Below are 26,252 nucleotides of genomic sequence, written 5' to 3'. Positions count from 1 at the left end.
CTCGTATCCGTCAGGAGGGCCTCTGAACCGGGCCAGAGGTCTAGACCACGACCCTAGCGCGCATGGCACAGGTCACGACAGGGGTTGAGGACCCCGATCGAACGGCATCCGGCCCCCGCTAAGCTCGTAGGCACCGCGGCGGACCGTCGACCCCCGACCGTCCGCGCACCCCCACAGCAGATTCACCCGCCGAGAAGGGGCGACTCCATCGTGTCAATGTACGGAGCGGCCAAGGCCCTCGTCGCGCCCGCCAGCCGCATGGTGTGGCCCCAGCGCGTGGAGGGCGTTCACCACGTCCCCACGAGCGGCCCGGTGATCCTGGCCGTCAACCACCTGGCGCTGATCGACCCCCTCTTCGTCGGTGTGGCCTGCCCTCGACCGGTCCGCTTCATCGCCAAGCAGGAACTGTTCGACGAGAGCACCTTCGTGAAGCGGATCATCGCGCGAGCCCTGCGGGCCCTGGGCCCGCTCTCGGTGGACCGCCGGCCCGGCCAGAGCTCCCAGGAGGCCATGGACAACAGCCTGGCCGTCCTGGAGAGCGGCGAGGTGTTCGGCATCTTCCCCGAGGGCACCCGTTCTCCCGACGGCCGCCTCTACAAGGGACAGACCGGGCTGGCCTGGTTGGCCCTGACCACGGGGGCGCCGGTGGTCCCGGTCGCGCTGACCGGAACCGAGCGCATCCTGCCGCCGGGGCGCAAGGTCCCCTCCTTCAACCGGGTGGGGCTCCGTTTCGGCGAGCCGGTGGACCTGTCGCCGTGGCGGGACAAGGCGCACAAGGCCAAGCCCCGCCGGGAGGCGACCGACGCGATCATGGGAGCGATCGCCAAGCTGTCCGGGCAGGAGCAGGTGGCGCGGTTCGCCGCCTCGGTCAAGGCGGAGCTCGAACAGGGGTGATTTTCCCCACAGAGTTTCCGGGGCTCATTCGCCCTTGACGAGACGTTGACCCGAAGTCGAGGGCCCTTTTTCAAGCTCGAATCCGCGCCCCGGCCTGGCTTTCGAGCACACGAGCCCCTCGGGTCACTCTCGCTTGTCCCATCGGCGAGAGAAGAATTCCCTACCCTTATAGTGGGTTTTCCCGGTGGCCACACCGGATAGATTAGGCAAGCCTTACCTTTCGATGGCGTCCGACCCTGGCGCGAAGACTTGGAGCTGTGCGATGACGCGACCACTGCGAGTGGGAATCGTGGGTGCGGGCCCGGCGGGCATCTACGCCGCGGACCTGCTCACCAAGGACGAGACCCTGTCCGCGTGCGGCACGTCCGTCAGCATCGACATCCTCGACAAGCTGCCCTCGCCGTACGGCCTGGTCCGTTACGGTGTGGCCCCCGACCACCCCCGGATCAAACAGATCCAGGGTGCGCTGCACAAGATCCTCGACAAGCCCCAGGTCAGCTTCTACGGCAACGTCGAGTACGGCGTGGACCTGAAGCTGGAGGACCTGCGCCGCCACTACGACGCGGTCGTCTTCGCCACCGGCAGCGACCGCGACCGACCCCTGGACATCCCCGGCGTGGACCTGCCCGGCAGCCACGGCGCCGCCGACTTCGTCTTCTGGTACGACTCCCACCCCGACGTCAACCCCTCCTGGCACGTGGAGGGCACCAGTGTCGCGGTGATCGGCGCGGGCAACGTCGCCGTCGACGTCGCCCGTATCCTGGCCAAGGACGCCGACGACCTGCTCTCGACCGACATCACCGACAACGTCTACGAGGGTCTGCGCGCCAAGCAGATCACCGACGTGCACGTGTTCTCCCGCCGTGGCATCGCCCAGTGCAAGGCCACTCCTATGGAGTTGCGCGAGCTGGACAAGCAGCCCGGTGTGGAGGTCCTGGTCTACGCCGAGGACTTCGACATGGACGAGGGCAGCCTCCAGGCCTGCGATGACTCCAACCAGGTCAAGACCAACGTCAAGGTCCTGCAGAACTGGGCGATCCGGGACGAGCGCGGATCCGAGCGCCGCCTGCACCTGCACTTCCTGCACGCTCCCGCCGAGATCCTGGGCGAGGACAAGGTCACCGGGATCCGTACCGAGCGCATGGAGCTGACCGGCGACGGCAACGTCAAGGGCACCGGCGAGTTCGTCGACACCGAGGTCCAGGCCGTCTACCGCGCCATCGGCTACCTGGGCTCGCCCCTGGCCGACCTGCCCTTCGACGAGGAGCGGGGCGTGGTCCCCAACTCCGAGGGCCGGGTCCTGGACCTGGACGAGAACCCCATCGACGGCGTGTACGCCACCGGTTGGATCAAGCGCGGCCCCGTCGGCCTCATCGGCCACACCAAGGGCGACGCCCTGGAGACCGTCACCAACCTGGTCGCCGACCGCGACTCCTTCACCCCCGCCACCGAGCCCGACCCGGTCTCCTTCCGGGCCCTGCTCACCGAGCGCGGTGTCGAGTACACCACTTGGGAGGGTTGGCAGCGCATCGAGGCCAAGGAGGAGGAGCTGGGCGCCGAACGCGGCCGCAAGCGCCTCAAGCTGCTCAGTCGTGAGGAACAGACCAGCGTCGCACGTCAGGCTTAGCCTCGCGCGTGATTCCCGGCCGGTCCCGCGCCCCTCTGCGGGACCGGCCCTTGCCCTTTACCCACCCTTGGCGCTTCTGGCACCGTGAGATTGCACATTCGGCTCTCTCCCGGTTCGTGGAACAACTGCCCGGACCGATGGGTTAGAGTCACTGTTGGTCGGTGTGGTAGCAAGTGTCCCCCGGGCCTCAACTATTGCCTTCGCGGAATACCGCGTCCGGCACCCGCCCCTCGGGGTGGGACGGACCGGACGGCCAGGAGCCCCGTTGTGCCCCGCGCCGAGAGGCGACCGCCATGCCGACCATCAACCTCTTGCCCCGCTCCCACCGAAGTGGGAGTGGGGCATCTTGGTCTCTCCCGGAAACGCAACGAAGGACGGTCAGGCGTGGACGATTGGTCCCCCCGACAGCCGGATTCCTCCGGACCGCCCGACGATCGGTCGGACGGTGACGGCGCTCTGCAGCCGCGCCCGGAGAACCCCTATCGCATCCCCCAGCGGCCATCAGGGGCTCGTCCCAAGGACTCTGGGGGCTTCGGGTTCGGGCATCCGCGTCCCGCGGACCCCGAGCCGGGTGAGCCCGCCACCGAGGCATGGGAAGTGCCGCGGGAGACCGGTGAGACCCAGGACCGCGAGAGCGTCGCCGAGCCGGCCCTCGACCACGGTCCCCGCCCCTGGGACGTGAGCCCCACCGATCCCGTGTCCCAAGATCGCGAACGGCCCGCGGAGAACTCCTGGGACACCGCCGACCGTAGCTCGTGGGACACCCCGGGCGACGGCTTCGAAGAGCCTCGGGAGGGTTCCACCGAACCCGTGTGGGAGAGCCCGACCTCCGCCGGCGAACCCGAGCCCGGCGCCGCCGGCTGGGGTCTGGCCCCCGAACCACCCTCCGGTCAGGACAGCTGGGACCACGGCCACGTCGCGGAACCGGAGCCATGGAACGCCCCGCCCCCCGAGGCGTCCTGGGATCAAGCACAGAGCGGTCGAGGCGACTCGCCCGAGCGGCCCGCGTGGGAGGAATACGGCGGACAGGCCGGCGACCCGCGCAGGCTCTGGGGCGAGGAGACCTTCCCCGAACAACCCGCCGAAGAGTGGGGCGGCCCCGCCCAGAGTCCTTCCTGGGAGCACCGGTCGGCCTCCGGAGCAGGCGAGGAGCGGTGGGGCACCCCGCCGGAGGCGGAGTCCGCCCCCGGCGAGCGGGGAGGCCCCGTCGAACCCGTACAGGAGCAGTGGGGCGCGCCGAGCACCGGCGCCCACACAGGATCGGGACAGCACGCAGGGTCGGGACGGTCCACCCCGGAACAGCCCTCCATCGAGTCCTGGGAGACGCCCTACCGCGGACAGCCCACCTACGGGGGCGACACCCCCTACCCGGGTTCGGCCCCGCTCGGGCCCGAGGAGGGGTCCGCCCCGCGGGCGGACCAGCAGGGTCAGGGATACGAGTACCTCTACAGCGGTCCGGGCGGCCAGGGCCCCGGTGGGCCCGGTGGCCCCGGCGGGCCCGGCGGTCCCCAGGGTCCGCACGGCCCCGATGACGGTGACGGCTACTACGACGACTCCTACGACGCCGGGCCGCCGAAGAAGAAGTCCCGTCGCGGGCTGCTCATCGCCCTGGCCTCGGTCGTGGTCGTGCTGGCCCTGATCGGTGGTGGCGTGGGCTGGTACGTCTACACCCTGCCCGAGCCCGAGGAGGCCACCGGCGAGTACGAGGCCGCTTGGGAGGAGCAGGACTTCGCCCGTCTGGCCGCCGTCACCACCGGTGACGACGCCGAGGCCATCCTCGGTGGGATCGACGCCGGGCTGGGCGTGGACGGTGTCGACGTGGAGATCGGCACACCGGTCACCGACGGTGGCACCGGCAGCGCCTCCTACGAGGTGACGTTGTCGCTGACCAACGCCTCGGACTGGGGCTGGGAGGGCGAACTCCCGCTCGTGCGCGAGGACGGTGAGTGGTGGGTCGACTTCTCACCCGAGGTCGCCTACCCCGGGCTGGGCGAGGGTCAGGTGCTCGCCCGCACCGCCGTGTTCGGTGAGCGCGGCCAGATCCACGCCGCCGACGGCACCCGGCTGGACACCCCGGACACCTCCGGTTCGCTGCAGATGATCGTCGGCACGCTGGGCGAGGCCGACGAGGACGACATCGAGAGATTGGGCCCGGCCTACAACATCGGTGACACCGTCGGTAAGAGCGGGCTCCAGCGCACCTACGAGGAGCGCTTGGCCGGTGAGGCCGCTACCACCATCCTGATGGTGGACGCCGCCGAGGCCGAGGACCCCGACTCGCTGGAGGCCACCGAGGAGAACACCTTGGCGACCCTGGACGGGTCCGACGGCGAGTCGATCACCACCAGCGTCGACATGGGTGTCCAGAACGCGGCGTCGAACGCCATCATCGACGCCGACGACCCGGCCGGGTTGGTCGCGATCCGCCCCTCCACCGGGGAGATCCTGGCCGCGGTGAACGTGCCCGGTGGGTTCAACCGGGCCTTCGAGGGCCAGTACGCGCCCGGTTCGTCGTTCAAGATCGTCACCTACAGCGCACTGTTGGACAACGGTCTGTCCACCGACGCCACGATGGACTGCCCCAAGGAGTACGAGCTGGGCGGGTGGCCGTTCCGCAACGCGGGCGACGCCGAGTACGGCGAACAGTCGGTGACCGAGGCGTTCGCGACCTCGTGCAACACCGCCCTGGTGCACGAGATCGGTGAGCACCTGAACCCGGAGACGTTGCTGGCCAGTGCCGAGCAGTTCGGGATGAACAAGTCGCTGGACATCGGTGTGGCCACTCACGAGCCGAGCTTCCCGCCGGTGGACAGCACCACCATGATGGGCGCGCAGGGCATCGGTCAGGGTCAGATCCTCACCTCGCCACTGCACATGGCCACGGTGCCCGCGGCGGTCGCCGACGGTTCATGGCGCCACCCGGTGCTGGTGACCGAACCGGCTGCGGAGGAGCTGCCGGAGCCGACCGCCATCGGCAACGCCGAGGCGCTGCGGCCGATGATGCGCGCGGTGGTCACCGACGGCACCGCCAAGGGCGTCGACTTCGAGGGCGAGGTGTACGGCAAGACCGGCACCGCCGAGTACGGGACCGCCGAGGACGCCGACGAGGACGACGAACTGCCCAGCCACGCGTGGATGGTCGGTTACAAGGGCGACGTGGCGTTCGCCGTGGTGGTGGACGGTGGTGGAGGCGGTTCGGCCGTGGCCGGTCCGCTGGCCGCGAAGTTCACCAACGCGCTCTAGGTGTACTGAGCCGAGGGCCCGCCCGGTGATCCGCTCCCTGGGAGATGGACTGGAAATCCGGTTCCATCGACCGGGGAGCGGCCCCATGGGAACGGCTGACCTGCCCATCTCCCCACACCAGGTCGCGGCGGGACCCGGCGACCGGGACGAACGTGTCCGCGCCGACCGTCGGCCCAGGGGCCTGGCCGGGTGACGGAAGGGCGCGGGTCCACAATGCGTCGCCCCGATGCCTTGGCCGCGAGGCCAGGACCTGTCCGAGTCGGGCGAGCACGCGCGGGGCCGCCCCCGAGTCCGGCGACGGCCCCCTCTGCACCCAGGGTCAGCGGGCTTCGGTTCCTCCGGGCCGACTCGTCTGGAGCCTTCGGTCGCTGACGGAATCGGACCGCGACGAGTTCCCCCCTCCCGTGGCCACCTACCGGCCGGCCGACACCACCACGCACTTCGCAACCTCCTACACGGGTCCACGAGAATCCCTCCGTGCTCGGGCGGGCAAGGACGAGCACAAGGGCGTGGCGTGGATTCGTTGTTCGCCCGGAACAGGCTCGGCCCTCGAACCCGCCGACCGACCAGGGACGAGAGTGCCCGTTTCGAACGGCCGGGCGGTACGGGAGCCCCATATGTGCCCGCCCTCGACCATCAGAGCCGTGTCCGAGTCGGGCTTTTTCGGCTACGAGGACGAGTTCATCCCCCACACCACTGTCGCCCCTTCGACGCGCAAGAAGGAGGACGGGATTACTCCAGAGAGAGTTATTATTACTTTGTGCAACTCTATAATTAGATAACGTTATCGGCAGGGGTGTTCGGGAATTCCAACCTGTGGCGCCGAAAGGGCTTCGCCGACCGAGGGTCGACGGAGCAGGCGCCCGGACCGGCAGGGTGTCGGTCCACATGGGAAGGGCAAAGCATGAACCGCAAGACTGTCGCTCGTATCGCCTTCGCCGCTGTCGTCGCTCCGACCCTGGCCTTCGGTGCTCCCGCCGCCGCGATGGCGGACAGTTACTTCTCCGCCGAGTCGACCGCCGCCGGCTTCAAGGGCGCCACCAGCAACAGCGTGAAGGCCGTGGCTGTGGACGGTGACCACAAGCACGGCGGTGGCTCCTACTACGAGCACGACTCCAGCGCCGCCGGCTTCAAGGGCGCCGCCAGCCACAACATCACGAGTGCGGCCAACTGACTCTGACCCTGCCGGGCGCGGCGCGTCCCGAACCGCCGCGCCCGGCCACGCACCGGAGGAAGAGGTAGCACCAATGCCCTCAGTAAGAGGAGCGCTGTGCGTGGGTATCGCGACACTCGGCTTGACGGTGGGCGCGCCCTCACTGGCGATGGCCGACGCGGGTTTCCAGCACGACTCCAGCGCCGCGGGGCCGGAGGGCGCCACCCTGAGCGTGGTTCGCAGTCACGTGAGCGATGACGGAAACGTGAGCTACGAACGTGTGACCTACACCGCTGGGCCTGAGGGCGCAGCGGTGGACCGGGTCAACAGCATGGCCGAATGAACCATCACGGCCAGGGCGGGCAGTCATCGACTGCCCGCCCACATGTGTCCGAGCCAGGAGCCCGACCGCGCACACGGCTGATCGCACGAACGGTGAGCGGAAGGAAGAGATGCGCCACCATTGGAAACCCATACTCATGGGAACGGCTCTGACGTTGTGCTGCGCGGGTGTGACGGGCGGAGCACACCCCGACACGACCGGCACGAACCCGGGTGCCACGCTCCCGGTCGCCCAACCCGGCGTCACCGGCGAATGGCCGCCGACCTGGCTCGAAGCCTCGTCGACGCAGGCGTGGTCCGAGGCCGAGGAGGAGACCGTGCACCTGGTGAACCAGGAGAGGGCCCGAGGCGGCTGCGATCCGGTCGAGGTCGACGAACGCCTCGCTCGGGTCGCTCTCGAACACAGTCGACACATGGCCCGACAAGGCACGGTCACCCACGTCGGTTCCCAAGGCCGCTCCTTCACCGAACGGGCCAAGGCGGCGGGTTACGACCGGCCCTCGGGCGAGGTCACCGCAGCCGGCTACGACACGGCCGCGGAGACGGTGCGGACCTGGATCGAAAGCCCGGGGCACCGAGAGGTGATCATGAACTGCGACTCGGTGGACACCGGTGTCGGAGTGGTCACCGCCGAGGACGGCGTCTACTGGACCCAGGTCTTCGGCTTCGGCCCCTGAGGCCGCCTCCTGCCACGGAACGGCCGTTGCGCCCGCACACACCGCGTCTTCCGTTCGCGGTCGGGTTCACCGACACTCTGAAGCCGACACGCGTGGGGGAAGGTTCCGTCGACCGACGGGACCTTCCCCCTACGTTCGAGAGCCGGCCGGTTCCTGCCGTGGTCGCCCGAAGGGCCCCGCTCCGGCACACGGTGCCCCGAGCGCGACGCGCCGGGTCCGTTCGGCGAGCCTCGGCGGGCGTGGGACCCGAGACGCTACCCGACCGGGTCGGCGGGCTCGGCCGGTTCGTCCACGGTCTCCCCCTCTGGGACCGGGTCCGACACGGTATCGGTGCCCTCGCTGTTCTGCGAGGTTCCGGTGGATCGTGGCTGCTCCGGTTGTGGGGCGCTCGGTGTCAGAACGAACAACAGCACCAAGAGCCCCGCGGTGACCGCCGCGATCAGGGCACAGGCCACCCATGGTCGCCAGCTCTGTAACCCCGGGTCGGCCGGGACGTCCGGGTCCTCGGTTCCGAAGGCCTCAAGACGGCCGGCCAGCTCCGGAGCGTCCTCGCTGAGTTGTTTCTCGATCTCGGCGAGAATCCTGCGTTCGTGTTCTCTCAGGGACATGGCACCCTCCTCAGCCGCCGGGGGAAGGACTGTGTCGTCGCCGGGTGCTAACAGTCTCCCCCAGGCGGGCCGCCCTTATCCAAGCGTCCACAGGATTTTCCTGGTCCCTTTTCATCCGATTCGTGAAATCGGGGCGAGAGGCCCGTTCCCGCGAGGGTCATAGGTCCTGGACCGACGGGGAAGGAGGTCCTCAACCGGGGTAGCACTCGACCTCGGTGGCCTTGACGCCGGCCCAGACCTCTTCGCCCCGGGCGAGCCCGAGTTCGGCCAGGGCCGCCGGGGTGATGTCGGCCGCCAGGGACAGCCTGCCCTCCAGGTGCACCCGCACCTGGTCGCCGAATCGTTCGATCCCCTCCACCCGTAGCCGCCACATGTTGCGCGGGCTGCCGTGCGGGTGCTCCTGGTACAGGGCCACAGAGCGCGGCGGAAAGGCCACCAGGACGGGCCCGTGGCGCGCCTCACGGGTCTCCACCCTGGGAGGTTCTCCCCCACCGTCCGTGTCCAGGGTGACGGTGCTCTCCCGCGCCCGGCCCCGGAACAGGTTGAGCCCCACCAGTCGGGCGACGTATGTGGTGCGGGGGCGGCGCGCCACCTCGGCCGGAGTGCCCTCCTGCACCAACCGGCCCTCCTCGATGACGGCGATGTGATCGGCCAGCACCATGGCGTCGAGCGGGTCGTGGGTGACCAGGACCGTCACCCCCTCGAACTCCTCCAGCAGGCGCCTCAGGCGTGAGCGCACCGCCACCCGGGTGCTGGCGTCCAAGGCGGCCATGGGTTCGTCCATCAGCAGCATGCCGGGACGCACCGCCAGGGCACGGGCCAGGGCGACCCGTTGGGACTGGCCACCGGACAGTCGCCGGGGTCGGGAAGCGATGTGGTCGGCCAGGTCCATGTGCTCCAGCAGCGCGCGAGCGTGTTCGCGGGCCTCGACGCGCCCCACGCCCTGGCAACGCGGCCCGAAGGCGACGTTGTCGAGAGCGCTCATGTGCGGGAACAGCAGGTAGTCCTGGAAGACCATGCCGATGGGGCGGTGTTCGACGGCCGTGGCGGTGTGGTCGTCGCCGTTCAGGCGGATGTGCCCGCCGGTGAGCGAGACCAGACCGGCCAGGGCGCGCAGGGCCGAGGACTTCCCCGCCCCGTTGGGTCCCAACAGCGCCAGGACGCGTCCGGGCGGGCAGGAGAGGTGGACGTCCAGGTCGAACGAACCTCGGGTCAGTCGCAGGTCGGCGTCCAGGCCCGGACGCGGAACGGGATCGGGTTCGGTCGGGGTGCGGGTGACCGGGGCGGCCATCAGGAGTTCACCCACCTCTCGCGCAGGGTGGCCAGGACGGCCAGGGAGACCAGGAGCAGGACCAGACTGAGCACGATGGCGGCCTCGGGATCGCGTTGCATGGCCATGTAGACGGCCAGCGGCATGGTCTGGGTGGTTCCGGGGAAGTTCCCGGCGAAGGTGATGGTGGCACCGAACTCGCCCAGGGCGCGCGCCCAGCACAGGATCGCGCCCGCGCCGATGCCCGGCAGCACCATGGGCAGGGTGACACGGGTGAAGACGGTGACGCGGCTCGCACCCAGGGTGGCGGCGGCCTCCTCATAGCGTCGGTCGGCGCCGCGCAACGCCCCTTCGACACTGATCACCAGGAAGGGCATGGCCACGAACACCTGGGCGATGACCACGGCGGCGGGGGTGAAGGGCAGGGTGAGTCCGAACCAGGCGTCCAGGTATCGTCCGACCAGCCCGTTGCGGCCCAGGACGAGAAGCAGGGCCACACCTCCGACCACCGGTGGGATGACCAGGGGGATGGTGACCAGTGCGCGCGCGAAGCGACGGCCCGGAAACTCTGTGCGCGCCAGCAGCCAGGCCAACGGGACGCCGAAGATCAGGGAGACGAGGGTGGCCACCGTGGCGGTGGACAGCGACAGCCACAGGGCGGCCAGTACCTCGGGCTCGGTGACGCGCCGGACCATGGTAGACCAGGGCGCGCGCACGAGCAGCCCGGCGAAGGGCAGGATCAGGAACGCCAGGCCGGTCAGGGCAGGAAGGACAAGGATCCAGGGCACCCGCCCCGACCGGGTGCGCGGGGCGCGCCGGTCGGGGCGGGGCGTGAGGGCGGTCATGGCGTGCCGAACCCCGCGTCCCGCAGGACGGGGGCACCCTCGGTGGTGACGAAGTCGACCCAGACGGCGGCCAGGTCGGGGTCGCCCGAGGCGGAGAGAACACCGATCGGATAGTCGTTGATCGCCTCCTCGGACTCGGGAAAGTCCAGGCCTCGCACGCGGTCCCCGGCGGAGATGACGTCGGTGGCGTAGACCAGACCGGCGTCCACCTCCCCCAGTTCGACCTTGGTCAGGACGGCCCGCACGTCCTCTTCGAGGGTGACCGGGGTGATGTCCAGGTCGGCGGCCTCCAGCGCGGTCGCGGTGGCGGAACCACAGGGCACCTCCTCCGAACAGAAGGCCACGTCGACGTCGTCCTCGGCCAGGTCGTCAAGGCTCTCGACGTCGGCGGGGTTGTCCGGCGGCACGGCGATCCGCAGGTTGTTGGTGGCGAAGATCCGACCACCCTCACCGTTCTCGGCGGCCCAGTCGGCGTCCAGGCCCTCGCCGGCCACGACCTGGTCCATCGTGTCGGTGTTGGCGGCGGCGAACACGTCGGCGGGTGCGCCGGAGTCGATCTGTTGGGCGAGCTCGCTGCTACCGGCGAAGTTGAAGGTGACCTCCACCCTCGGATTCTCCTTCTCGAAGGAGGCGGCGATCTCCTCGAACACGTCGATGAGGGACGCGGCGGCGAAGACGGTGAGTTCACCACCGGGGGCGGCGCCGTCGGCCCCTCCCCCGGCCCCTTCGTCGGTGTCGGTGGTCCCACCCGAGCAGGCGGTCAGTGCCAGGACGAGTGCGAACGTGGCCGCGGTCGGCCCTTGGGCGACACGCCTCGCACGGGGGGCGCGGGTGGTGGACTCACGCATGGTGTTCTCCGGTGGTCTCGACGACGACGTTGGTGGACTTGACGACGGCGGTGGCCACGCTCCCGACCTCCAGGCCGAGTTCGTCGGCGGCCTCACGGCTCATCAGGGAGACCACCCGGTGCGGTCCGGCCTGGAGTTCGACGGCGGCCATCACCTGGTCGCGGACCACACTGGTCACCAGTCCCCGGAAGCGGTTGCGGGCGGAGGAGACGCGACGGCCGGGGTCATCATCGGCGCCGGCCCGCATGAAGGAGGCGAGTTCGGCCCCGTCGAGGTTGCGGCGTCCGGTGGCGTCGCGTTCGGCGGCCAGTTTCCCCGAGTCGACCCAACGTCGGACGGTGTCGGCGCTGACCCCGAGAAGCTCGGCGGCCTCACTGATCTGGAAGGTGGGCATACGAAGAACCTACTAGTCGCATAAGCAAGGGTGAAATGGAGCTTCCGCTAGCAGATCATAACTTTTCACTCGTTCTTCTGGGGCATGAACCGATTCCGCGCACATGAGAGGGGCCCGTCCCCCGTAAGGGGAACGGGCCCGTCGTGTGTTCCGACGACCGGATCAGCTGCGCACGTCGGCGACCTCGCCGACCGGGCCCTCGGCACGGTAGTCGTCCAGCGCGGTGACCACGTAACCGGCACCGTCCTCCATGGGATCGGTGTCGGTCAGGGTCGACCCACCGGTCATGCCGACCAGGTTGTCCGCGGTCAGCGCCGTGCAGTAGGCGTCCTCGTCCCCGGACTCCAGAGCCTGGACGGCCTCGGCCGACAGTCGGTACAGGGCGTAGAAGCGGGCGTCCTCGATCTCGCCCCACTCCACCTCGACGCCGCGATCGACGTTCTGCGCGGTCACGTCGTCGACCGCGCCGACCAGGGGCTCATCGCCCTCGGGGTTCTCGATCACCGGTGGCAGGGCGGCGTTGGCGTAGTGGCCGTCGAGCAGGTGGTCGACCACGTCGCCGTTCTCGCGCAGGTTCTTGATGGAGAAGTAGATGTCGCCGGAGACCTCGTCGAGTTCACCGGAGTAATCGAGTTGGTTGCTCAGGGCGTCGTCGCCGGTCCAACCGTCCTCACCCAACCGGTAGGCGCCCTGGCCGACGTACAGGTCGACGTCGGTGCCCTCGACCTCGTTCGACCACCAGTCGGTCATCGCCTCGTAGTCGGCGGTCTCGAAGCCGCGCTCCCAGTAGAGCTGGGGGGCGATGTAGTCGACGGTGCCCTCCTCGATCCAGGTGCGGGTGTCGGCGTACTGGGCGTCGTAGGACTGCAGTCCGGAGCTGGGCGAGCCGGAGGAGTCGGTGCTGTCGTTGCGCCAGATGCCGAACGGGGAGACACCGAAGCTCACCCAGGGCTTGCTCTCCTGGATCCTTCCGTGCACGTCCCGCATGAGCTGGTCGACGTTGTCGCGCCGCCAGTCCCCACGGTCGTCGAAGTCGCCCCCGTGGGCCTCCCAGCTGGCGTCGTCGTCGAAGGTCGCGCCCTCCTGCGGATAGGGGTAGAAGAAGTCGTCGAAGTGCATGCCGTCGACGTCGTAGCGGTCGACGACGTCCATGATGACCTCGGTGACCCACTCGCGGACCTCGGGGTTGCCCGGGTCGACGTAGGCCTCGGTGCCGAAGTCCACCAGCCACTCGGGGTTCTGCTTGACCGGGTGGTCGTCGGCGAGGTTCTCCACGTCCGGGTCCTGCAGGCCCACGCGGTAGGGGTTGAACCAGGCGTGCAGCTCCAGACCGCGCTCGTGCGCCTCCTCGACCGCGTATTCCAGCGGGTCGTAGCCGGGGTCGCCGCCCTGTTCACCGGTGAGGTAGCGGGCCCACGGCTCCAGTTCGGAGTCGTAGACGGCGTCGGCGGTGGGGCGGGCGTGCAGGAAGACGGCGTTGAGGCCCATCTCCACCGAGTCGTCGAGCCAGGCGTCCAGTTCGGCCTTTTGTTCCTCGGCCGACAGGCCGGGCTCGGAGGGCCAGTCGATGTTGCGCACGGTGGTCAGCCACGCTCCGCGCATCTGACGCTTGTCGTCGTGGGCCTGGCAGGAGACGGGGGCCGCGATGCCCTCGCCGCCCGGCTCGGGGGCATCGTCGGAGGAGGGGCCCTGGCCGTTGGCGGAGCAGCCCGCCAGCAGCACGGTGGCCGTGGCCGCGATCGCCGCCCACCGTCCCCCGGCGCGCGGCTTGGTCAGGGCCCGTGCCATGGATCGCATCAAGTTCTCCTTCGGGGATGTCCGCGCGTCGCCGTTCGGCCTGGCGCCACGCCGGGACCCAGATTAGGGCAAGATGTCAAGTTTCGGATACGATTCGGCCAATGTGTGGATAACATCGCACAGGACGTACCACGGGAATGTCGTCCCAGGTCAATGGAGCACCCCGAGGACGGACGCCCGGACGTGCCCGCTCCCCGGGCGAGGTTCTAGACTCGGGTCCCGTGAACGCAGTGCAGAGCCCACCCGAACTCTTCGTCCATACCGTCCCGTTGCGCGACCACGTCGGCGACCTGATCGACCGGCTGCCGGAGGGGACACCACTGGCCTGGTTGAACGGAGACGACGGCCTCGTCGCGTGGGGTCGGGCGGCACGCTTCGAACCCGAGGTCGCCCCCGAGGGCACCGCCCCCACCGACAACTCCCGCATCGGGCAGGCGGCCCGATGGTTCGCCGACCTACTGGACAACGCCCGGGTCGAGGACGAGGTGGGGCTGCCCGGCACCGGCGCGGTCACCTTCGGCACGTTCACCTTCGCGCCCACCTCCGCCGGTTCGGCGCTCGTGGTGCCCAGAGTGCTCATCGGCAGACGCGGTGACCGCACCTGGTTGACCACCATCGGCGACGAGCCGGGCGAACACCCCGAGCAAACACTGCGCACGGTCACCGAACCACGCCCCGTGGGCTCCCTGAAATGGAGACCCGGGTCCCTCACCCCGCAACGGTGGAAGGACGTGATCACCTCGACGGTCACGCGCATCAAGGCCGGCGAACTCGAAAAGGCCGTCCTGGCCCGCGACGCCCACGCCGAGGCCGAAGCGCCCTTGGACGTGCGCATGCTGCTGAAGCGCCTGCACGCCCGCTTCCCCGACTGCTTCACCTTCTCCGTCGACGGCATGGTCGGGGCGACCCCCGAACTCCTGCTGCGGGTGGAGGGTAGTGAGTTCGATTCCCTGGTGCTGGCCGGTACCCGCCCGCGCGGAGATGACGAGGGATCCGACCTGCGTCTGGGTCAGGAGATGATGACCTCCGCCAAGGACGTGGAGGAACACGCCTTCGCCGTGGACTCACTGCGCGCCTCCATGGAGCCGCTCACCCAGGAACTCACCGTCCCGGACCGGCCGCACCTTCTCAAGCTCGCCAACGTCCAGCACCTGGCCACCAGTGCCCACGCGCGTCTGGCGCCCGGGGTGTCGGCCCTGGACGCCGTGGCGGCGCTGCACCCGACCGCCGCCGTGGGCGGTACCCCCACCGAGGCCGCCATGCGGCTGATCGCCCGGACCGAGGGCATGGATCGTGGCGGATACGCAGGCCCCGTGGGCTGGCTGGACGGAACGGGCAACGCCGAGTGGGGCATCGCCCTGCGCAGCGCACGCGTGGACGGGGCGAGCGCACGCCTGTACGCGGGCGGTGGGATCGTCGCCGGGTCCGACCCCGAGTCCGAACTCGCCGAGACCGAGGCCAAGTTCCGTGTGATGCGCGAGGCCCTCACCGACCCTGGGACGTGAACCGGCCCCGGTCCTCCCCCACGACGGAGAGACCGGGGCCGGTGGTCGGTGTCGGTTACGCACCGCCGCTGGGGCGCCGCGCAGCAGGGTAGGTGTTCGCGGAACACGCCCTAACGCTTCGTCCCACCCGTCGCCCGCCACCACCCTCAACGGACGCCTTCGGCGCAGCCGTTTCGGGTGCTCGGGCGGGTGTCAGTTACCGACGTCGCGGCCGCCCTTGTGCCAGGCGCACACCACCGACGGGCGCGGGAAGTCGCCGTCGGGCCAGACACTGGTGGGCTCCTCGACGGTGCCGTTCTCACCCGGGTGTTGCGGGGCGAGGAACACCGTCTTCTGGTCCTGGGAGATGAGCGGACCACAGGTCTCGGCCTCGACCGGGACGGTGGCGAAGGTCCGCAGCTCACCGCGGAAGCGACCCTCGACCGGCATCACGTGCAGGGCGTCGTTGGTCTGCAGGGTGCCCGGCTGACCATCGGTGGAGATCCACAGGTTTCCGTGCTTGTCGAACGCCAGGTTGTCGGGGGCCGAGATCGCCATGACCTTGGACTTGTCGAAACCGGCGTAGTACGTGGAGTCGTCCTCCGGGTCGCCGCACACCAGGGGCACGACCCAGGTGAACGTGGTGGCCGCGGAGTCGGCGCCGTCCTCGATGATCTCCAGGACGTGACCGAACTTGTTGGGGCCGCGGGGGTTGGGCTCGTCGGCCTGACCCGGTTCGCGGGAGGTGTTGTTGGTCAGCGCACAGTACACCTTGCCGGTGACGGGGCTGGGCTCGACGTCCTCGGGACGGTCCATCTTGGTGGCGCCGACCTTGTCCGCGGCCAGGCGGGTGAAGATGAGCACCTCGGCCACGGAGAACCCGTCGACGAAGCTCTCGGAGTCGGTGCACAGCGCGGTCCACTCGCCGGTGCCGTCGAACTCTCCGTCGGAGGGCAGCGTGCCGGTGCCGTCGATCTCCTCGGCGGGGCTGTTGCCCTCCAGCCGCGCCACGTAGAGCGTGCCGCTGTCCAGCAGCGTCATGTTGTGCTTGTGCGAGCCCTCGACGTACTTCTTGTCGCTGACGAACTTGTACAGGTAGTCGAAGCGCTCGTCATCGCCCATGTAGGCGGCCACCCGGCCGTCCTCGGTGATGTTGACGTTGGCGCCCTCGTGCTTGAAGCGGCCCAGCATGGTGCGCTTGACCGGGGTGGAGTCGGGGTCGTGCGGGTCGATCTCCACGATGTACCCGAAGCGGTGGGCCTCGTTGGGGTGCTCGGCCAGGTCGAAGCGCTCGTCCACCCGGTCCCAGCGGCGACCGGAGTAGTCACTGGAAAAGCCGTAACGGGCGTAGGACTCGGTGTCGGGGGCGCCAACGAAGTACTGGTTGAAGTTCTCCTCGCCGCTGAGGACGGTGCCCCAGGGCGTCATTCCGCCGGCGCAGTTGTTGAGCATGCCCAGCACGTTCACGCCCTCGGGGTCGGCGTCGGTGCGCAGCAGCTCGTGCCCGGCCGCCGGACCCGCCACCCTGAACGGGGTCTGATCGGTGATACGACGGTTGAAGGGACGCTCGCCCTCGGTGATCAGCTTCCACTGACCGGTGCCGTCGACCCGCTCCAACTCCACCACGGAACCGCCGTGCGCGGCCATCGCGATCTTGATCCACTCCGGGTCGGCCGACTCACCGTCGGTGTACCCGGCGAACATGATCTCTTCGTTGGTGTACTCGTGGTTGACCCACAGCAGACCGTGGTCGTCGTCCAGGGTGAAGAAACCGACGTAGTCGCAGTTGTAGCCGAACTGCCGGGCCTGCGCCTGAGCGGTCTGGTTCGCGAAGTCGAACTCGGGGGCATCGGGAAGCACCGGGTCGCCCCAGCGGACGATGACGTGGTGGTCGTAGCCCTCGGGGACGGTGATCTCGTCACGGTTGTTGGGCAGCACGGTCTTGAACGTGGGGCGCGGCGCGGGATGCGGGCGGTTCGGTCCGCGGTCCGCCGCGGCCGGGCTCAGGGCGGCCACGCCCAGGGAGCCCGCGCCGGCACCGACCAGTGCCCCCTTCAGGGCGGAACGGCGGGACAGTACGCCCTGGAAGATGTCGCCGAAGTAGGCGTTTTCGCTCTTGTTGGGGGCGGGGTGGAAGCAGGCGTTGCCACAGCGGTACAGGCACGTCTTCGCGGATCGACCACCGCCGACACCGCCGATGAGCGGCAACAGACGGCGGCGGGGCGCGGATTCGGGCACGCGTTCTCCTCGGAATGGGTAACTGCTCCGCGGTCCCGAGGGGGCTTGCGGGGCTCCGCTCGGGGGTGCGGAGTGGTGCGGGCAGTGGGTCCTGCCGGTCGTTATCGACCTTGGCCGAGGTTCCACACGTTCGGGTGAAACCGGTGTGAACGCCCCTACAACTCCTCTACACGGCTGAGGTCATCCCACATAGAGCAGTAGTACGAACACCCACGGTCGGACCTCGTGGTGATCCTCGCCTACCCGTTCCGCCACGTCCACATGCCTCGCCCAGGTGGGCAGGGTCACGATCCGGTCATCCCGTCGAGTTCGTCCGCCATGCCCTCGGCGTCGGGGCCGTCGACCGCGCAAAGGAACTCCGGCTTCGCGGCCGGGGTCATCCCGTGCCCGTTCTCGTTCGCCCGGGGCGAGGCCGGCCCGCTCAATCGAAGAGCCGCCCGATCAACGCCCCCTGGCCGGACCGCCACACGTGCGCGGCGGAGAGGGGAACCCAAAAGCACTCGAACCTGATGGGTTCGCCCACTCCGTCGTCCTCCTCGGCCGAGGACCAACGTTCCGGGACCGGGCCGTCCACCGCCGGTTCGAAGACATGGCGGCGCTGGACCTCGAACCGGTAGGGGTGAGTTCGTACTCCACCACGCCGAGCGGGCGCACCACGCGCAGCCCGTCCAGACCGGTCTCTTCTCTCAGGCCTCGCGCAACGCCGCCGCCTCGGGGGCCTCCCCCGGCCGAACCTCCCCGCGGGGACCTGAAGACCCACATCCTCGGGGCGTGGTCCACGTGCCGGAACACCAACAGGTGTCCCTCCCGCGCTACGCAGCACAACGCCTTGTCCCGGACCATCCGTTCGCCCACTCGGCGACCCGGGCGTGTTTCGTCCTGGAGTGGGCTGTTCTGTCCTGTGGTCACACCTGGCTCCTTCGTTCGCCGTCCTCGATGAGGAACCCGAGTGCGTAGGCAGGACCGTTTCCCGTGTGCCACCCTCAGGGAACATCCATCGGTAACGCACCATGGCCCGGATGGGGAAATCGCCGAAAGCACCACGGCAAGGTGATGAGGATGGCTACCGTGAGCAACGAGAACGATCCGACCACCGAAGGCAGTCACGTGTCCGCTCCGACAGTCTCCCCGCAACGAGAGTCAGAGGTCACCGACGGCGTGGTCATCCCCATGCCCCCACAGGACGGTTTCACCGCCGAGGACCTCGACCGCATCCCGGATCTTCCGCCGCACACCGAACTCATCGACGGAAACCTGGTGCTGGTGAGCCCGCAGAAGCTGTTCCACATGCTCGTCCTCGAACTATTGGGGGACGCACTGAAAGCACACGCACCTGGATACCTGCGTCTGGCGAGAGAGTTCTCGGTCAAACTCGACGAACGGCAACGGCCGGAGCCGGATCTGATGCTGGTGCGAGCAAACGCTTTCCGGGAACTGGACCAAACGTGGTTTCCGCCGGAGGTCGTCGAACTGGCGGTGGAGGTGGTCTCCCCGGAATCGGAGATCAGGGACCGGGAGCGCAAACCCCAGCTCTACGCCCGTGCCGGTGTCCGATTCTTCTGGCGGATCGAACGGGATGGGAACGACGCCGTGCTCTACGAGTACGAGAAGGACCCGGCCTCTCCCTCCGGTGGCTACGGCAGGCCGACCATCCACCGGGGAACCCTCAAGACCTCCGTCCCGGTGAAGTTGGAGTTCGACCTGACGGACATCCTGCACCGTTGACCCAAGTGACGAAGGGGAGACATCGACCTCCGATGTCTCCCCTTCGTCACGTCGCCCCGACCCGGGTCAGAACGTCCCGGCCACAGCGGTGTCGACGGCGTCCTGCAGCCGGCGGCGCAGGGCCGCGCTACCGGCGCGTTCGGTGCACACCTCGATGATTCGCAGGCTCTCGCCCAGAAGGGCCTTGGGCAGGTCGGTGGCCCACTCCACCCGGGTGTAGGGCAGGTCCGACAGGGCGGCCACCCTCTCCATGGACACCCCGTGCGGGGTGCCGAACACTCTCTCGAAGTCCGGATGGCCGGCCTGTTCGAGACCGGAGAAGATTCCGCCGCCGTCGTTGTTGACCACCACGATCGCCAGGTCCGGGCGCGGCTCACCGGGGCCGATGATCAACCCGTTCTGGTCGTGCAGCAGCGCCAGGTCGCCGAGCAGGGCGTAGGTTTGCCCCTCCCCCTCGCTCTGATGGGCCAGCGCGGCACCGATGGCCGTGGACACCGTCCCATCGATGCCGCTCACGCCCCGGTTGCCCACCAGACGCACCCCGCAACGGGGGTGCATGGTGGCGTCCAGGTCGCGGATGGGCATGCTGGAGCCGGCGAACAACAGCGAACCCGCGCTCATCTGCGAGGCGAGGTCACGGGCCAGACGCGGCTCGGTCAGGGTCTCCTCGGCGTCCAGTACCCCGTCGACGGCCGCGCGGGCGGCGGCCTCGGCGCGTTCCCAGGAACGCGACCAGTCGGTGCACGCCGACTCGTCCCGGTTCGGTCCGTTGGGCGGGGCGACCGCGGCGACCACGTCGGTGGCGGTACGGGCGGGGTCGGAGAAGTCGTTGAGCATGCTCGCCGCGGGGTCACCGACCGTGGCGGCGGTGACCACCACGTGCCGTTCCGCGCGGCGGAGGTAGGCGAGGATCTGCCGGGAAAGGTTGGGTTTTCCCACGCTCACCACGAGTTCGGGGGTGTGGGCGTCGGCGAAACCCGGCACGGCCAGCAGTTGCCGGTAGGTGGAGACCGCGCCCGAGCGGCGGGCGTTGGAGGTGGGTTCGGCCAGCAGCGGCCATCCGGTCAGTTCCGACAGCGCCAGGAACGGCACCGGGTCGTAGTCGCCGTCGCCGCAGACGATGACGCCGCGTTCGACGTCGGGCAATACGTAGGGCGCGGGTTCGGTACGCGGGCCGGGCCGTGAGATCCAGGGGCGACCGTCGGCGCGTCCGTCCAAGGGCTCGGTCCACTCAGGGCCGCCACCGGTGGGCTGATCGGGGGTGAGGGGGTCGCGGAAGGCTACGTTGAGGTGGACGGGTCCGGGGCGTCCGCCCTGGGCCGCGGCCCAGGCACGACCGCTCAGCGAACGCCAGTAGGCGACCATGCCCGGCGCGTGGTCGGGGGTTCCGACCTCGGCGAACATGCGCACCGCACCGCCGTACAGACCGATCTGGTCCACCGTCTGGTTGGCGCCGGTGCCGCGCAGTTCCGGGGGCCGGTCGGCGGTCAGCACCAGCAGCGGCACCCCGCTCTCGTCGGCCTCCATCACCGCCGGGTGGAAGTTGGCGGCCGCGGTGCCGGAGGTGCACACCACCGCCACCGGGCGCCGGGAGGCCCGGGCCAGCCCCAAGGCGAGGAAGGACGCGGAACGTTCGTCCACGCGCACGTGGACACGGATCCCGGGGTGCGCGACCAGCGCCAACGCCAGAGGGGTCGAGCGCGACCCGGGCGCGACGACGGCCTCGGCCAGTCCGCAGCGGGCCAGTTCGTCGACGAGGACCCGCGCCAAGGCGGTAGACGGATTCATGCAAAGTCTTTCGTTCGTCGAGGTGTCGACCCAGTATCACCGCGCGACCGGACCGCATCGCACGGCGCCCCGTATCCGTGACGGCCACGCTCCCACGCGCGTGTGCGTCGCCGGGGCCGCTTCCAGTGAACCCCGTTCGGGCGCTCCCTGCGACCGAACCCGGCTGTGATCTCATGCCCATCCGGCCGGCCACGCCCGGCGCGTTGACGGTAAGCACAGGTCGAAACGGGGGCGAATCGCGCTCTCCAGGTTCTCAGGGTGTCTCCGCCTCGGCCGCGTTCCGGGCGCGTTCCCGCCAGGCCGAGGCGTCGACCTCCACCCGGGAAAGCGCTTCCTCGTCCACCGTGACCGGCCGGACCGGCAAAAAGCCGTCGACCGGCAGGAGGGGGTCGGTGGTGACGTCGGCGGTCAGCATCTGCATGGTCGCCAGCCCGCAGGCGTAGGGCAGTTCGGGCAGGGCGGCGGCCAGAGCCACACCCGCGGCCAACCCCACCGAACTCTCCACGGCACTGGAGACCACGACCGGCAGGCCACAGGACTCGGCCACCCGTAGCGCGGCCCGCACCCCGCCCAGGGGTTGGACCTTGAGCACAACGATGTCGGCGGCCTCGGCGGCGCGCACCCGAAACGGGTCCTCGGCTCGACGGACGGACTCGTCGGCCGCCACCGGCACGTCCACCCTGCGGCGGACCGCACCCAGTTCCTCAAGGGAGGCGCAGGGCTGTTCGACGTACTCCAGGTCGAAGCGGTCCAGTTCGCGGACCATCCGAACGGCGGTGTCCACGTCCCAGGCACCGTTGGCGTCGATCCGTACCCGGCCGGAGGGGCCGATGGCCGAACGCACCGCCTCCACCCGGGCGATGTCCTCGCCCAGGTCCTGGCCCTTCTCGGCGACCTTCACCTTGGCCGTGGAGCACCCTCCCGCGGTCACGATCGCCGCGGCGCGTTCGGGGTCCACCGCGGGCACGGTGACGTTGACCGGGACCCGGTCGCGCACGGGTTCGGGCCACCCCTGGTGGGACGCCTCACGGCAGGCCGCCCACCAACGGGAGGCCTCGCGCGGCCCGTACTCGGCGAAGGGCGAGAACTCGCCCCACCCGGCGGGCCCGTGCACGAGCAGCCCCTCTCGTACGGTGATACCGCGGAAACGATTGCGCAGACCGATCGCGAAGGCCCGCCCCCGAACGGGCTCCCCCACCTGGCCGACCGTCCCGTCCCCATCGATCACGCAGCTCACCGCTCCTGCTTCTCCCTCACACGGAAATCTTTGGCGCACACCCGAACCGGAGAGGTTCGCAGGCCCCGGTGTCCGCAGGTCGATCCTTCGCATTCTGTCAGGCGGACCGAGGAACACGGGCACGGACCCGACTCCGACGATCCGGACCGCCCCGCAACCCGGACTACCCTGGGGCACCGTGGCAGCAGTCGAAGAACACCGGTCCCCGTCCCCTCGCACGCAGGACGGACGTCCCCTCCAGGCCGTACGCGGTCTGTCCCCCGAGCGTTTGGAGGCGATGCTCGTCGAGGCCTTGGACGGCACGGGGCCGGCCCTGCTGCCCATCCCCGACGGCACCCCCGACACTCGTGTCACCGAACTCCTCGTCTCCATGCGCCCCTCGTCACTGCGCGCCCCGGAGGGGGTCGTCCCCCTCGACGACGGTGTCGCGGTGGGACCGGACGCGGCGTTGGTCATCACCACCTCGGGTTCCACCGGCGCCCCCAAGGGGGTGGAGCTGTCCGCGACCGCGCTGCGGACGTCGGCCCGTGCCTCCGTGGCCCGAATCGGCGCCGCCCCCGGTGATACCTGGCTGTGCGTGTTGCCGGCCGGACACATCTCCGGAGTGCAGGTGATGACGCGCGCCTACGTCACCGGGACCCGTGCCGTGCACGCCCCCTTCGACGTGGACGGTGTCCTCGAAGCGGCCGAGAGGCTGCGCCCCCACGTCTCCCTGGTCCCCACCCAGCTGCGTCGGCTCCTCGCGGCAGGCGGCGACCTGTCGCTGTTCGGCACGATCCTGCTCGGCGGCGCGGCGGCCGAACCCGACCTGTTGGAGCGCGCCCACGCCGCGGGGGGTCGCGTGATCACCACCTACGGCATGAGCGAGACCTGCGGCGGGTGTGTCTACGACGGTGTCCCCTTGGACGGGGTCCGGGTACACGTCGACGCGGAGGAGGACGGCGCCCCCGGGCGGATCCTGCTGGGCGGTCCGACCCTGTTGACCGGCTACCGCATGCCCCCGGAGACGGTGGTGGACCCGGGCGTCCTGGCCGACGACGGCACCGGGCGACGACTGCGCACCAACGACCTGGGGCGGTTCGGGCCCGACGGTCGACTCCAGGTGTTGGGCCGCGTGGACGAGGTGATCAACACCGGCGGGCACAAGGTGGTCCCCGGCCAGGTCAACACCATCCTGAGCGAACATCCGAAGGTCGCCGAGTCGGTGGTGGTGGGCCGCCCCGACCCCGAATGGGGCGAACGGGTGTGCGCGGTCGTGGTCCCGGTCGATCCCGCCGACCCGCCCCTGCTGGACGAACTGCGCTCCCACGTGCGCGAGCGGCTGCCGGCCTACGCCGCGCCTCGGGAGTTGGACGTGCGCGCGAAGCTGCCGATGCTCGCCTCCGGAAAACCGGACCTGGTGGCGCTGCGCCGCCCCGCGTCCTGATCGGGCCCTCCCGACCGAGGTTTTCCGTCCCGGTCGGCATCGCGCCAGGAGCTGCGGGAATTCGGCCCGTACGCAGCGGCGTTACCGGTAGTACCCGAACCCATGGGACCCTGGCCGCGGCGGGCGCCGTCCCCGGCACCTCGATCACCCGCCGGCCCGGGTTGTTCCGGGAGCGCACGCGGTGTTTCCACCCTTTCGACCACGATCGATCCAGATCGGAACCGAAAAGGTGGGGAACTTCCCAAAGCTCCCCGACGTCTATCCGAGTATCCGAGATCTTCGGCCCCCGTTCCGTAGGAGGTCCGCAGTTGGCGGCAGCCATCGGCTCATCCGCACGCGTTCGCGCGGCCTCCCCCATGTCGGGACGATCCCGCCTCGGGGTTCCCGAAGGCCGACATGACGGCGTCTCCACTACCCGCACTCGCCCGACCCCCGCCACTCATGGCCCGGTGATCTATACCACCATCCTCGATATCCAATCGAGACAGGGAACATTTGACTCGCCGACACGTTGGACATATTGGCGCGTCCAGTCGGCGGTGATCCTCCGCCACGTGCCATACGTCTTGGAAGGGAGGGATGTGCCCCTATGACGAGCACCGCCCTAGCAGCCTCCGGCCACTCGGCCCAGGCCCCCGATGGCGCAGCTCCGAAACCGGCCCCCGAGGCCGGCGCGGCCCTGACCGACCTGATCGCCCAGGGACGTGCTCAGGGACACCTGTCCCTCTCCGAACTACGTACCGCTTTCTCCGCGGCCGGAGTCACCTCCAGTGACGGCCGCTCCATCCTGCGTGAACTCACCGACCACGGGGTCCGGCTCGCCGACGGGGGCGAGGAGTCCGTGAAGGTGGCCGAACCTGACGCCGAGGACGACGTGCTGGAAAACACTCTCATCGCGACGGTGCCCGACACCGACGAGGCACCCAAGACCGCATCCGGCAAGGTCGCGGCGCGAAAGGGTCCCTCCACCCGAAGGAAGACCCGCACCACGCGACGCACCAAGAAGACCGAGACCTCTCAGGCCTCCATCGACCCGGAGACCGGTGAGGCCGACCTCGACGACCAGTCGCCCGCCATGGGCGACTCGGTCCACACCTACCTGAAGGCGATCGGGCGGCGGCAGCTGCTCACCGCCGAGCAGGAGGTGGACCTGGCCAAGCGTGTCGAGGCCGGACTCTACGCCGAGTACCGGCTCGGTCAGCACGGCGAGATCGACGAGTCCTTCACCAGGGCCGACGTCGAGCGCGAGGAACTCGAATGGGTGGCCGAGGACGGCCGCAAGGCCAAGTCCCACATGCTCGAGGCCAACCTGCGTCTGGTCGTGTCGGTGGCCAAGAAATACAGTGACCGGGGGATGTCGCTGCTGGACGTGGTCCAGGAGGGCAACCTCGGCCTCATCCGCGCGGTGGAGAAGTTCGACTACACCAAGGGCTTCAAGTTCTCCACCTACGCCATGTGGTGGATTCGTCAGGCCATCCAGCGCGGGTTCGCCGACTCCGCGCGCACCATCCGCCTGCCCGTACATGTCCTGGAGCTCCTCAGTAAGGTGAGCCGGCTGGAGCGTGACATGCACCAGGCTCTGGGCCGCGAACCCACGCCCGAGGAGCTGGGTCACGAGCTCGACAAGACCCCGACCCAGATCGAGGAGCTGCTGCGGGTCACCCGACAGCCCATCAGCCTCGACTCGACCATCGGTGAGGACGGCGAGACCCGCATCGGTGACCTGATCGAGGACGTGGACGCCTCGGAGGCCTCCGAGGTGGTCGACCGCCAGCTCATGGCCGACCAGCTGCGCAACGCCCTGTCCGATCTGGAGCCGCGCGAGGCGACCATCATGTCGCTGCGATTCGGGCTGATGGACGGTCGACCGCGCACGCTGGACGAGATCGGCAAACACCTGGGACTGACCCGCGAGCGCATTCGGCAGCTGGAGAAGCAGTCTCTGGCCAAGCTGCGCCACCCGAGCCGGGCCCAGCAGCTGTTGGACTTCGCCAGCTAGGGATCGCGACGGACACGGGGCCGTCCTCCATTTCGGAGGACGGCCCCGTCCGTGTGTGCGGGGCCTTGTACGGCGCGCCGATCACGATCTCGGGGAGAACCCCGAGATCCCCCTGGAATCGACCTCCCGTCTTAACACGGCCCCGTGCGCGGTGGGACCATGGCGAACATGACGAACCACCCTCGGGGGAACAAGGACGAGATCGCCGCCGCCTTACGCGCGAGTCGCGAGCTGGGGCCCGAATACGACGACGCGATCTCCGCTTCCCTGGTGGAACGGGTCGACGACGCCATCGAGGAGCGCGTCGAACATCATGTCGCCCGTCAGATGGGCGCGCAGGAGTCCCGGAAGGGCGTGGCCTCCAACACCGTGCGGATGGTCTTGGCCCTGGTGTGCCTGGGCATCAGCGTTCCGGCCACGGCCATCGCCGCCGCGGTGGCCGGTGGCGCCGGCTCCATCCTCGTGGTGTGGCTGGGCCTGATCGGCTTCTACCTGGTCGCGGTGGCGGGTCTGCGCCGCTGAGGGCCGGGCCGGTATGGGGTGAGAGCGGGCGGGGGGGGGGGCCAGCCCGGGCCCCCCCCCCCCCCGGGCCCGACCCCAAAAACCCCCCCGCCCCCCGGAGAGTGTTGTGGGTAGCCGCGGGCCACCCCGGGCGCC

At 69.7% G+C, this 26,252-nt stretch carries 21 protein-coding genes and 1 pseudogene; 11 read left to right on the top strand and 11 right to left on the bottom strand.

The window, feature by feature from the left end:
* Positions 1-210 precede the first annotated feature (210 nt).
* The 6 genes from ACWGKS_RS20075 (at position 211) to ACWGKS_RS20050 (ending at position 7,936) form a co-directional block, all read left to right on the top strand.
* Entirely contained in the window at positions 211-894 is a 684-nt protein-coding gene (locus tag ACWGKS_RS20075) for a lysophospholipid acyltransferase family protein (RefSeq protein ID WP_358505172.1), read from the top strand.
* Positions 895-1,174: 280 nt separating this feature from the next.
* Positions 1,175-2,521 (top strand): FAD-dependent oxidoreductase, encoded by a 1,347-nt coding sequence (locus tag ACWGKS_RS20070; RefSeq protein WP_358505426.1) that lies wholly within the window; start codon positions 1,175-1,177, stop codon positions 2,519-2,521.
* 384 nt (positions 2,522-2,905) lie between these two features.
* Complete coding sequence (locus tag ACWGKS_RS20065) at positions 2,906-5,764, top strand: penicillin-binding transpeptidase domain-containing protein (protein WP_452523498.1); 2,859 nt, start codon at positions 2,906-2,908, stop codon at positions 5,762-5,764.
* Between the two features lie 904 nt (positions 5,765-6,668).
* Positions 6,669-6,938: a hypothetical protein gene (locus ACWGKS_RS20060; protein WP_358505177.1), complete on the top strand. Its 270-nt coding sequence runs from the start codon at positions 6,669-6,671 to the stop codon at positions 6,936-6,938.
* Positions 6,939-7,038: 100 nt separating this feature from the next.
* Positions 7,039-7,260 (top strand): hypothetical protein, encoded by a 222-nt coding sequence (locus ACWGKS_RS20055; protein ID WP_358505180.1) that lies wholly within the window; start codon positions 7,039-7,041, stop codon positions 7,258-7,260.
* Positions 7,261-7,396: 136 nt separating this feature from the next.
* Positions 7,397-7,936 (top strand): CAP domain-containing protein, encoded by a 540-nt coding sequence (locus ACWGKS_RS20050; RefSeq protein ID WP_358505182.1) that lies wholly within the window; start codon positions 7,397-7,399, stop codon positions 7,934-7,936.
* Between the two features lie 254 nt (positions 7,937-8,190).
* Here the strand turns inward: ACWGKS_RS20050 and ACWGKS_RS20045 are convergent, their stop codons facing one another.
* From ACWGKS_RS20045 to ACWGKS_RS20020, 6 genes are all read right to left on the bottom strand, one after another.
* On the bottom strand, positions 8,191-8,544 hold the full coding sequence (locus ACWGKS_RS20045; RefSeq protein WP_358505185.1) for a DUF3040 domain-containing protein: 354 nt from the start codon (positions 8,542-8,544) through the stop codon (positions 8,191-8,193).
* A 190-nt stretch (positions 8,545-8,734) separates the two neighbouring features.
* The gene (locus ACWGKS_RS20040) at positions 8,735-9,835 is read right to left on the bottom strand and encodes an ABC transporter ATP-binding protein (protein ID WP_358505188.1); all 1,101 of its coding nucleotides are present in this window, start codon (positions 9,833-9,835) and stop codon (positions 8,735-8,737) included.
* Positions 9,835-10,659, bottom strand: coding sequence for an ABC transporter permease (locus ACWGKS_RS20035; RefSeq protein ID WP_358505190.1), 825 nt, complete (start codon positions 10,657-10,659; stop codon positions 9,835-9,837). The genes ACWGKS_RS20040 and ACWGKS_RS20035 overlap by 1 nt, the downstream gene beginning before the upstream one ends.
* Positions 10,656-11,507: a molybdate ABC transporter substrate-binding protein gene (gene modA / locus ACWGKS_RS20030; protein ID WP_358505193.1), complete on the bottom strand. Its 852-nt coding sequence runs from the start codon at positions 11,505-11,507 to the stop codon at positions 10,656-10,658. The genes ACWGKS_RS20035 and modA overlap by 4 nt, the downstream gene beginning before the upstream one ends.
* The gene (locus tag ACWGKS_RS20025; protein ID WP_452523494.1) at positions 11,500-11,901 is read right to left on the bottom strand and encodes a TOBE domain-containing protein; all 402 of its coding nucleotides are present in this window, start codon (positions 11,899-11,901) and stop codon (positions 11,500-11,502) included. The genes modA and ACWGKS_RS20025 overlap by 8 nt, the downstream gene beginning before the upstream one ends.
* A gap of 162 nt (positions 11,902-12,063) precedes the next feature.
* Positions 12,064-13,698, bottom strand: coding sequence for a glycoside hydrolase family 10 protein (locus ACWGKS_RS20020; RefSeq protein WP_358505199.1), 1,635 nt, complete (start codon positions 13,696-13,698; stop codon positions 12,064-12,066).
* 221 nt (positions 13,699-13,919) lie between these two features.
* Here ACWGKS_RS20020 and ACWGKS_RS20015 point away from each other — a divergent pair, with 221 nt between their 5' ends.
* On the top strand, positions 13,920-15,203 hold the full coding sequence (locus tag ACWGKS_RS20015; protein ID WP_358505202.1) for an isochorismate synthase: 1,284 nt from the start codon (positions 13,920-13,922) through the stop codon (positions 15,201-15,203).
* A 192-nt stretch (positions 15,204-15,395) separates the two neighbouring features.
* Here ACWGKS_RS20015 and ACWGKS_RS20010 read toward each other — a convergent pair whose 3' ends face one another.
* From ACWGKS_RS20010 to ACWGKS_RS20000, 3 genes and pseudogenes are all read right to left on the bottom strand, one after another.
* Positions 15,396-17,420: a PhoX family protein gene (locus ACWGKS_RS20010; protein ID WP_452523491.1), complete on the bottom strand. Its 2,025-nt coding sequence runs from the start codon at positions 17,418-17,420 to the stop codon at positions 15,396-15,398.
* Between the two features lie 421 nt (positions 17,421-17,841).
* A complete protein-coding gene (locus ACWGKS_RS20005) occupies positions 17,842-17,994 on the bottom strand; it encodes a hypothetical protein (protein WP_452523519.1) in 153 nt (50 codons plus the stop codon).
* 83 nt (positions 17,995-18,077) lie between these two features.
* A pseudogene (locus tag ACWGKS_RS20000) lies at positions 18,078-18,263 on the bottom strand (NUDIX hydrolase); the annotation flags it as partial.
* A gap of 216 nt (positions 18,264-18,479) precedes the next feature.
* Here ACWGKS_RS20000 and ACWGKS_RS19995 point away from each other — a divergent pair.
* A complete protein-coding gene (locus ACWGKS_RS19995; protein WP_452523489.1) occupies positions 18,480-19,145 on the top strand; it encodes a Uma2 family endonuclease in 666 nt (221 codons plus the stop codon).
* A gap of 66 nt (positions 19,146-19,211) precedes the next feature.
* Here the strand turns inward: ACWGKS_RS19995 and menD are convergent, their stop codons facing one another.
* Together menD and ACWGKS_RS19985 are read right to left on the bottom strand one after the other, a co-directional pair.
* Entirely contained in the window at positions 19,212-20,933 is a 1,722-nt protein-coding gene (gene menD / locus ACWGKS_RS19990; RefSeq protein ID WP_358505210.1) for a 2-succinyl-5-enolpyruvyl-6-hydroxy-3-cyclohexene-1-carboxylic-acid synthase, read from the bottom strand.
* A gap of 253 nt (positions 20,934-21,186) precedes the next feature.
* Positions 21,187-22,170: an o-succinylbenzoate synthase gene (locus ACWGKS_RS19985; RefSeq protein WP_452523487.1), complete on the bottom strand. Its 984-nt coding sequence runs from the start codon at positions 22,168-22,170 to the stop codon at positions 21,187-21,189.
* 178 nt (positions 22,171-22,348) lie between these two features.
* On the opposite strand from ACWGKS_RS19985, the gene ACWGKS_RS19980 reads away from it, so the two are divergent.
* The 3 genes from ACWGKS_RS19980 to ACWGKS_RS19970 all read left to right on the top strand — a co-directional run bounded on the left by ACWGKS_RS19980 (position 22,349) and on the right by ACWGKS_RS19970 (position 26,117).
* Complete coding sequence (locus ACWGKS_RS19980) at positions 22,349-23,596, top strand: AMP-binding protein (RefSeq protein WP_452456417.1); 1,248 nt, start codon at positions 22,349-22,351, stop codon at positions 23,594-23,596.
* A gap of 589 nt (positions 23,597-24,185) precedes the next feature.
* Positions 24,186-25,595 carry a sigma-70 family RNA polymerase sigma factor gene (locus tag ACWGKS_RS19975; RefSeq protein WP_358505213.1) on the top strand — a complete coding sequence of 470 codons (1,410 nt, stop codon included), beginning with the start codon at positions 24,186-24,188 and terminating at the stop codon, positions 25,593-25,595.
* 168 nt (positions 25,596-25,763) lie between these two features.
* Entirely contained in the window at positions 25,764-26,117 is a 354-nt protein-coding gene (locus tag ACWGKS_RS19970) for a hypothetical protein (RefSeq protein ID WP_358505216.1), read from the top strand.
* The last annotated feature ends 135 nt before the right edge of the window (positions 26,118-26,252 follow it).

Source organism: Nocardiopsis sp. NPDC055879, assembly GCF_053615935.1.
Note: the sequence above shows the minus strand (reverse complement) of the source record. Positions and strands in the feature narration are given on the sequence as shown.

Coding starts and splice junctions, on each gene's coding strand:
- ACWGKS_RS20060 (WP_358505177.1), top strand. CDS start 6,669: ATGAACCGCAAGACTGTCGCTCGTATCGCCTTCGCCGCTGTCGTCGCT.
- ACWGKS_RS20050 (WP_358505182.1), top strand. CDS start 7,397: ATGGGAACGGCTCTGACGTTGTGCTGCGCGGGTGTGACGGGCGGAGCA.
- ACWGKS_RS20045 (WP_358505185.1), bottom strand. CDS start 8,544: ATGTCCCTGAGAGAACACGAACGCAGGATTCTCGCCGAGATCGAGAAA.
- ACWGKS_RS20040 (WP_358505188.1), bottom strand. CDS start 9,835: ATGGCCGCCCCGGTCACCCGCACCCCGACCGAACCCGATCCCGTTCCG.
- ACWGKS_RS20035 (WP_358505190.1), bottom strand. CDS start 10,659: ATGACCGCCCTCACGCCCCGCCCCGACCGGCGCGCCCCGCGCACCCGG.
- modA (WP_358505193.1), bottom strand. CDS start 11,507: ATGCGTGAGTCCACCACCCGCGCCCCCCGTGCGAGGCGTGTCGCCCAA.
- ACWGKS_RS20025 (WP_452523494.1), bottom strand. CDS start 11,901: ATGCCCACCTTCCAGATCAGTGAGGCCGCCGAGCTTCTCGGGGTCAGC.
- ACWGKS_RS20020 (WP_358505199.1), bottom strand. CDS start 13,698: ATGCGATCCATGGCACGGGCCCTGACCAAGCCGCGCGCCGGGGGACGG.
- ACWGKS_RS19995 (WP_452523489.1), top strand. CDS start 18,480: ATGGCTACCGTGAGCAACGAGAACGATCCGACCACCGAAGGCAGTCAC.
- menD (WP_358505210.1), bottom strand. CDS start 20,933: ATGAATCCGTCTACCGCCTTGGCGCGGGTCCTCGTCGACGAACTGGCC.
- ACWGKS_RS19975 (WP_358505213.1), top strand. CDS start 24,186: ATGACGAGCACCGCCCTAGCAGCCTCCGGCCACTCGGCCCAGGCCCCC.
- ACWGKS_RS19970 (WP_358505216.1), top strand. CDS start 25,764: ATGACGAACCACCCTCGGGGGAACAAGGACGAGATCGCCGCCGCCTTA.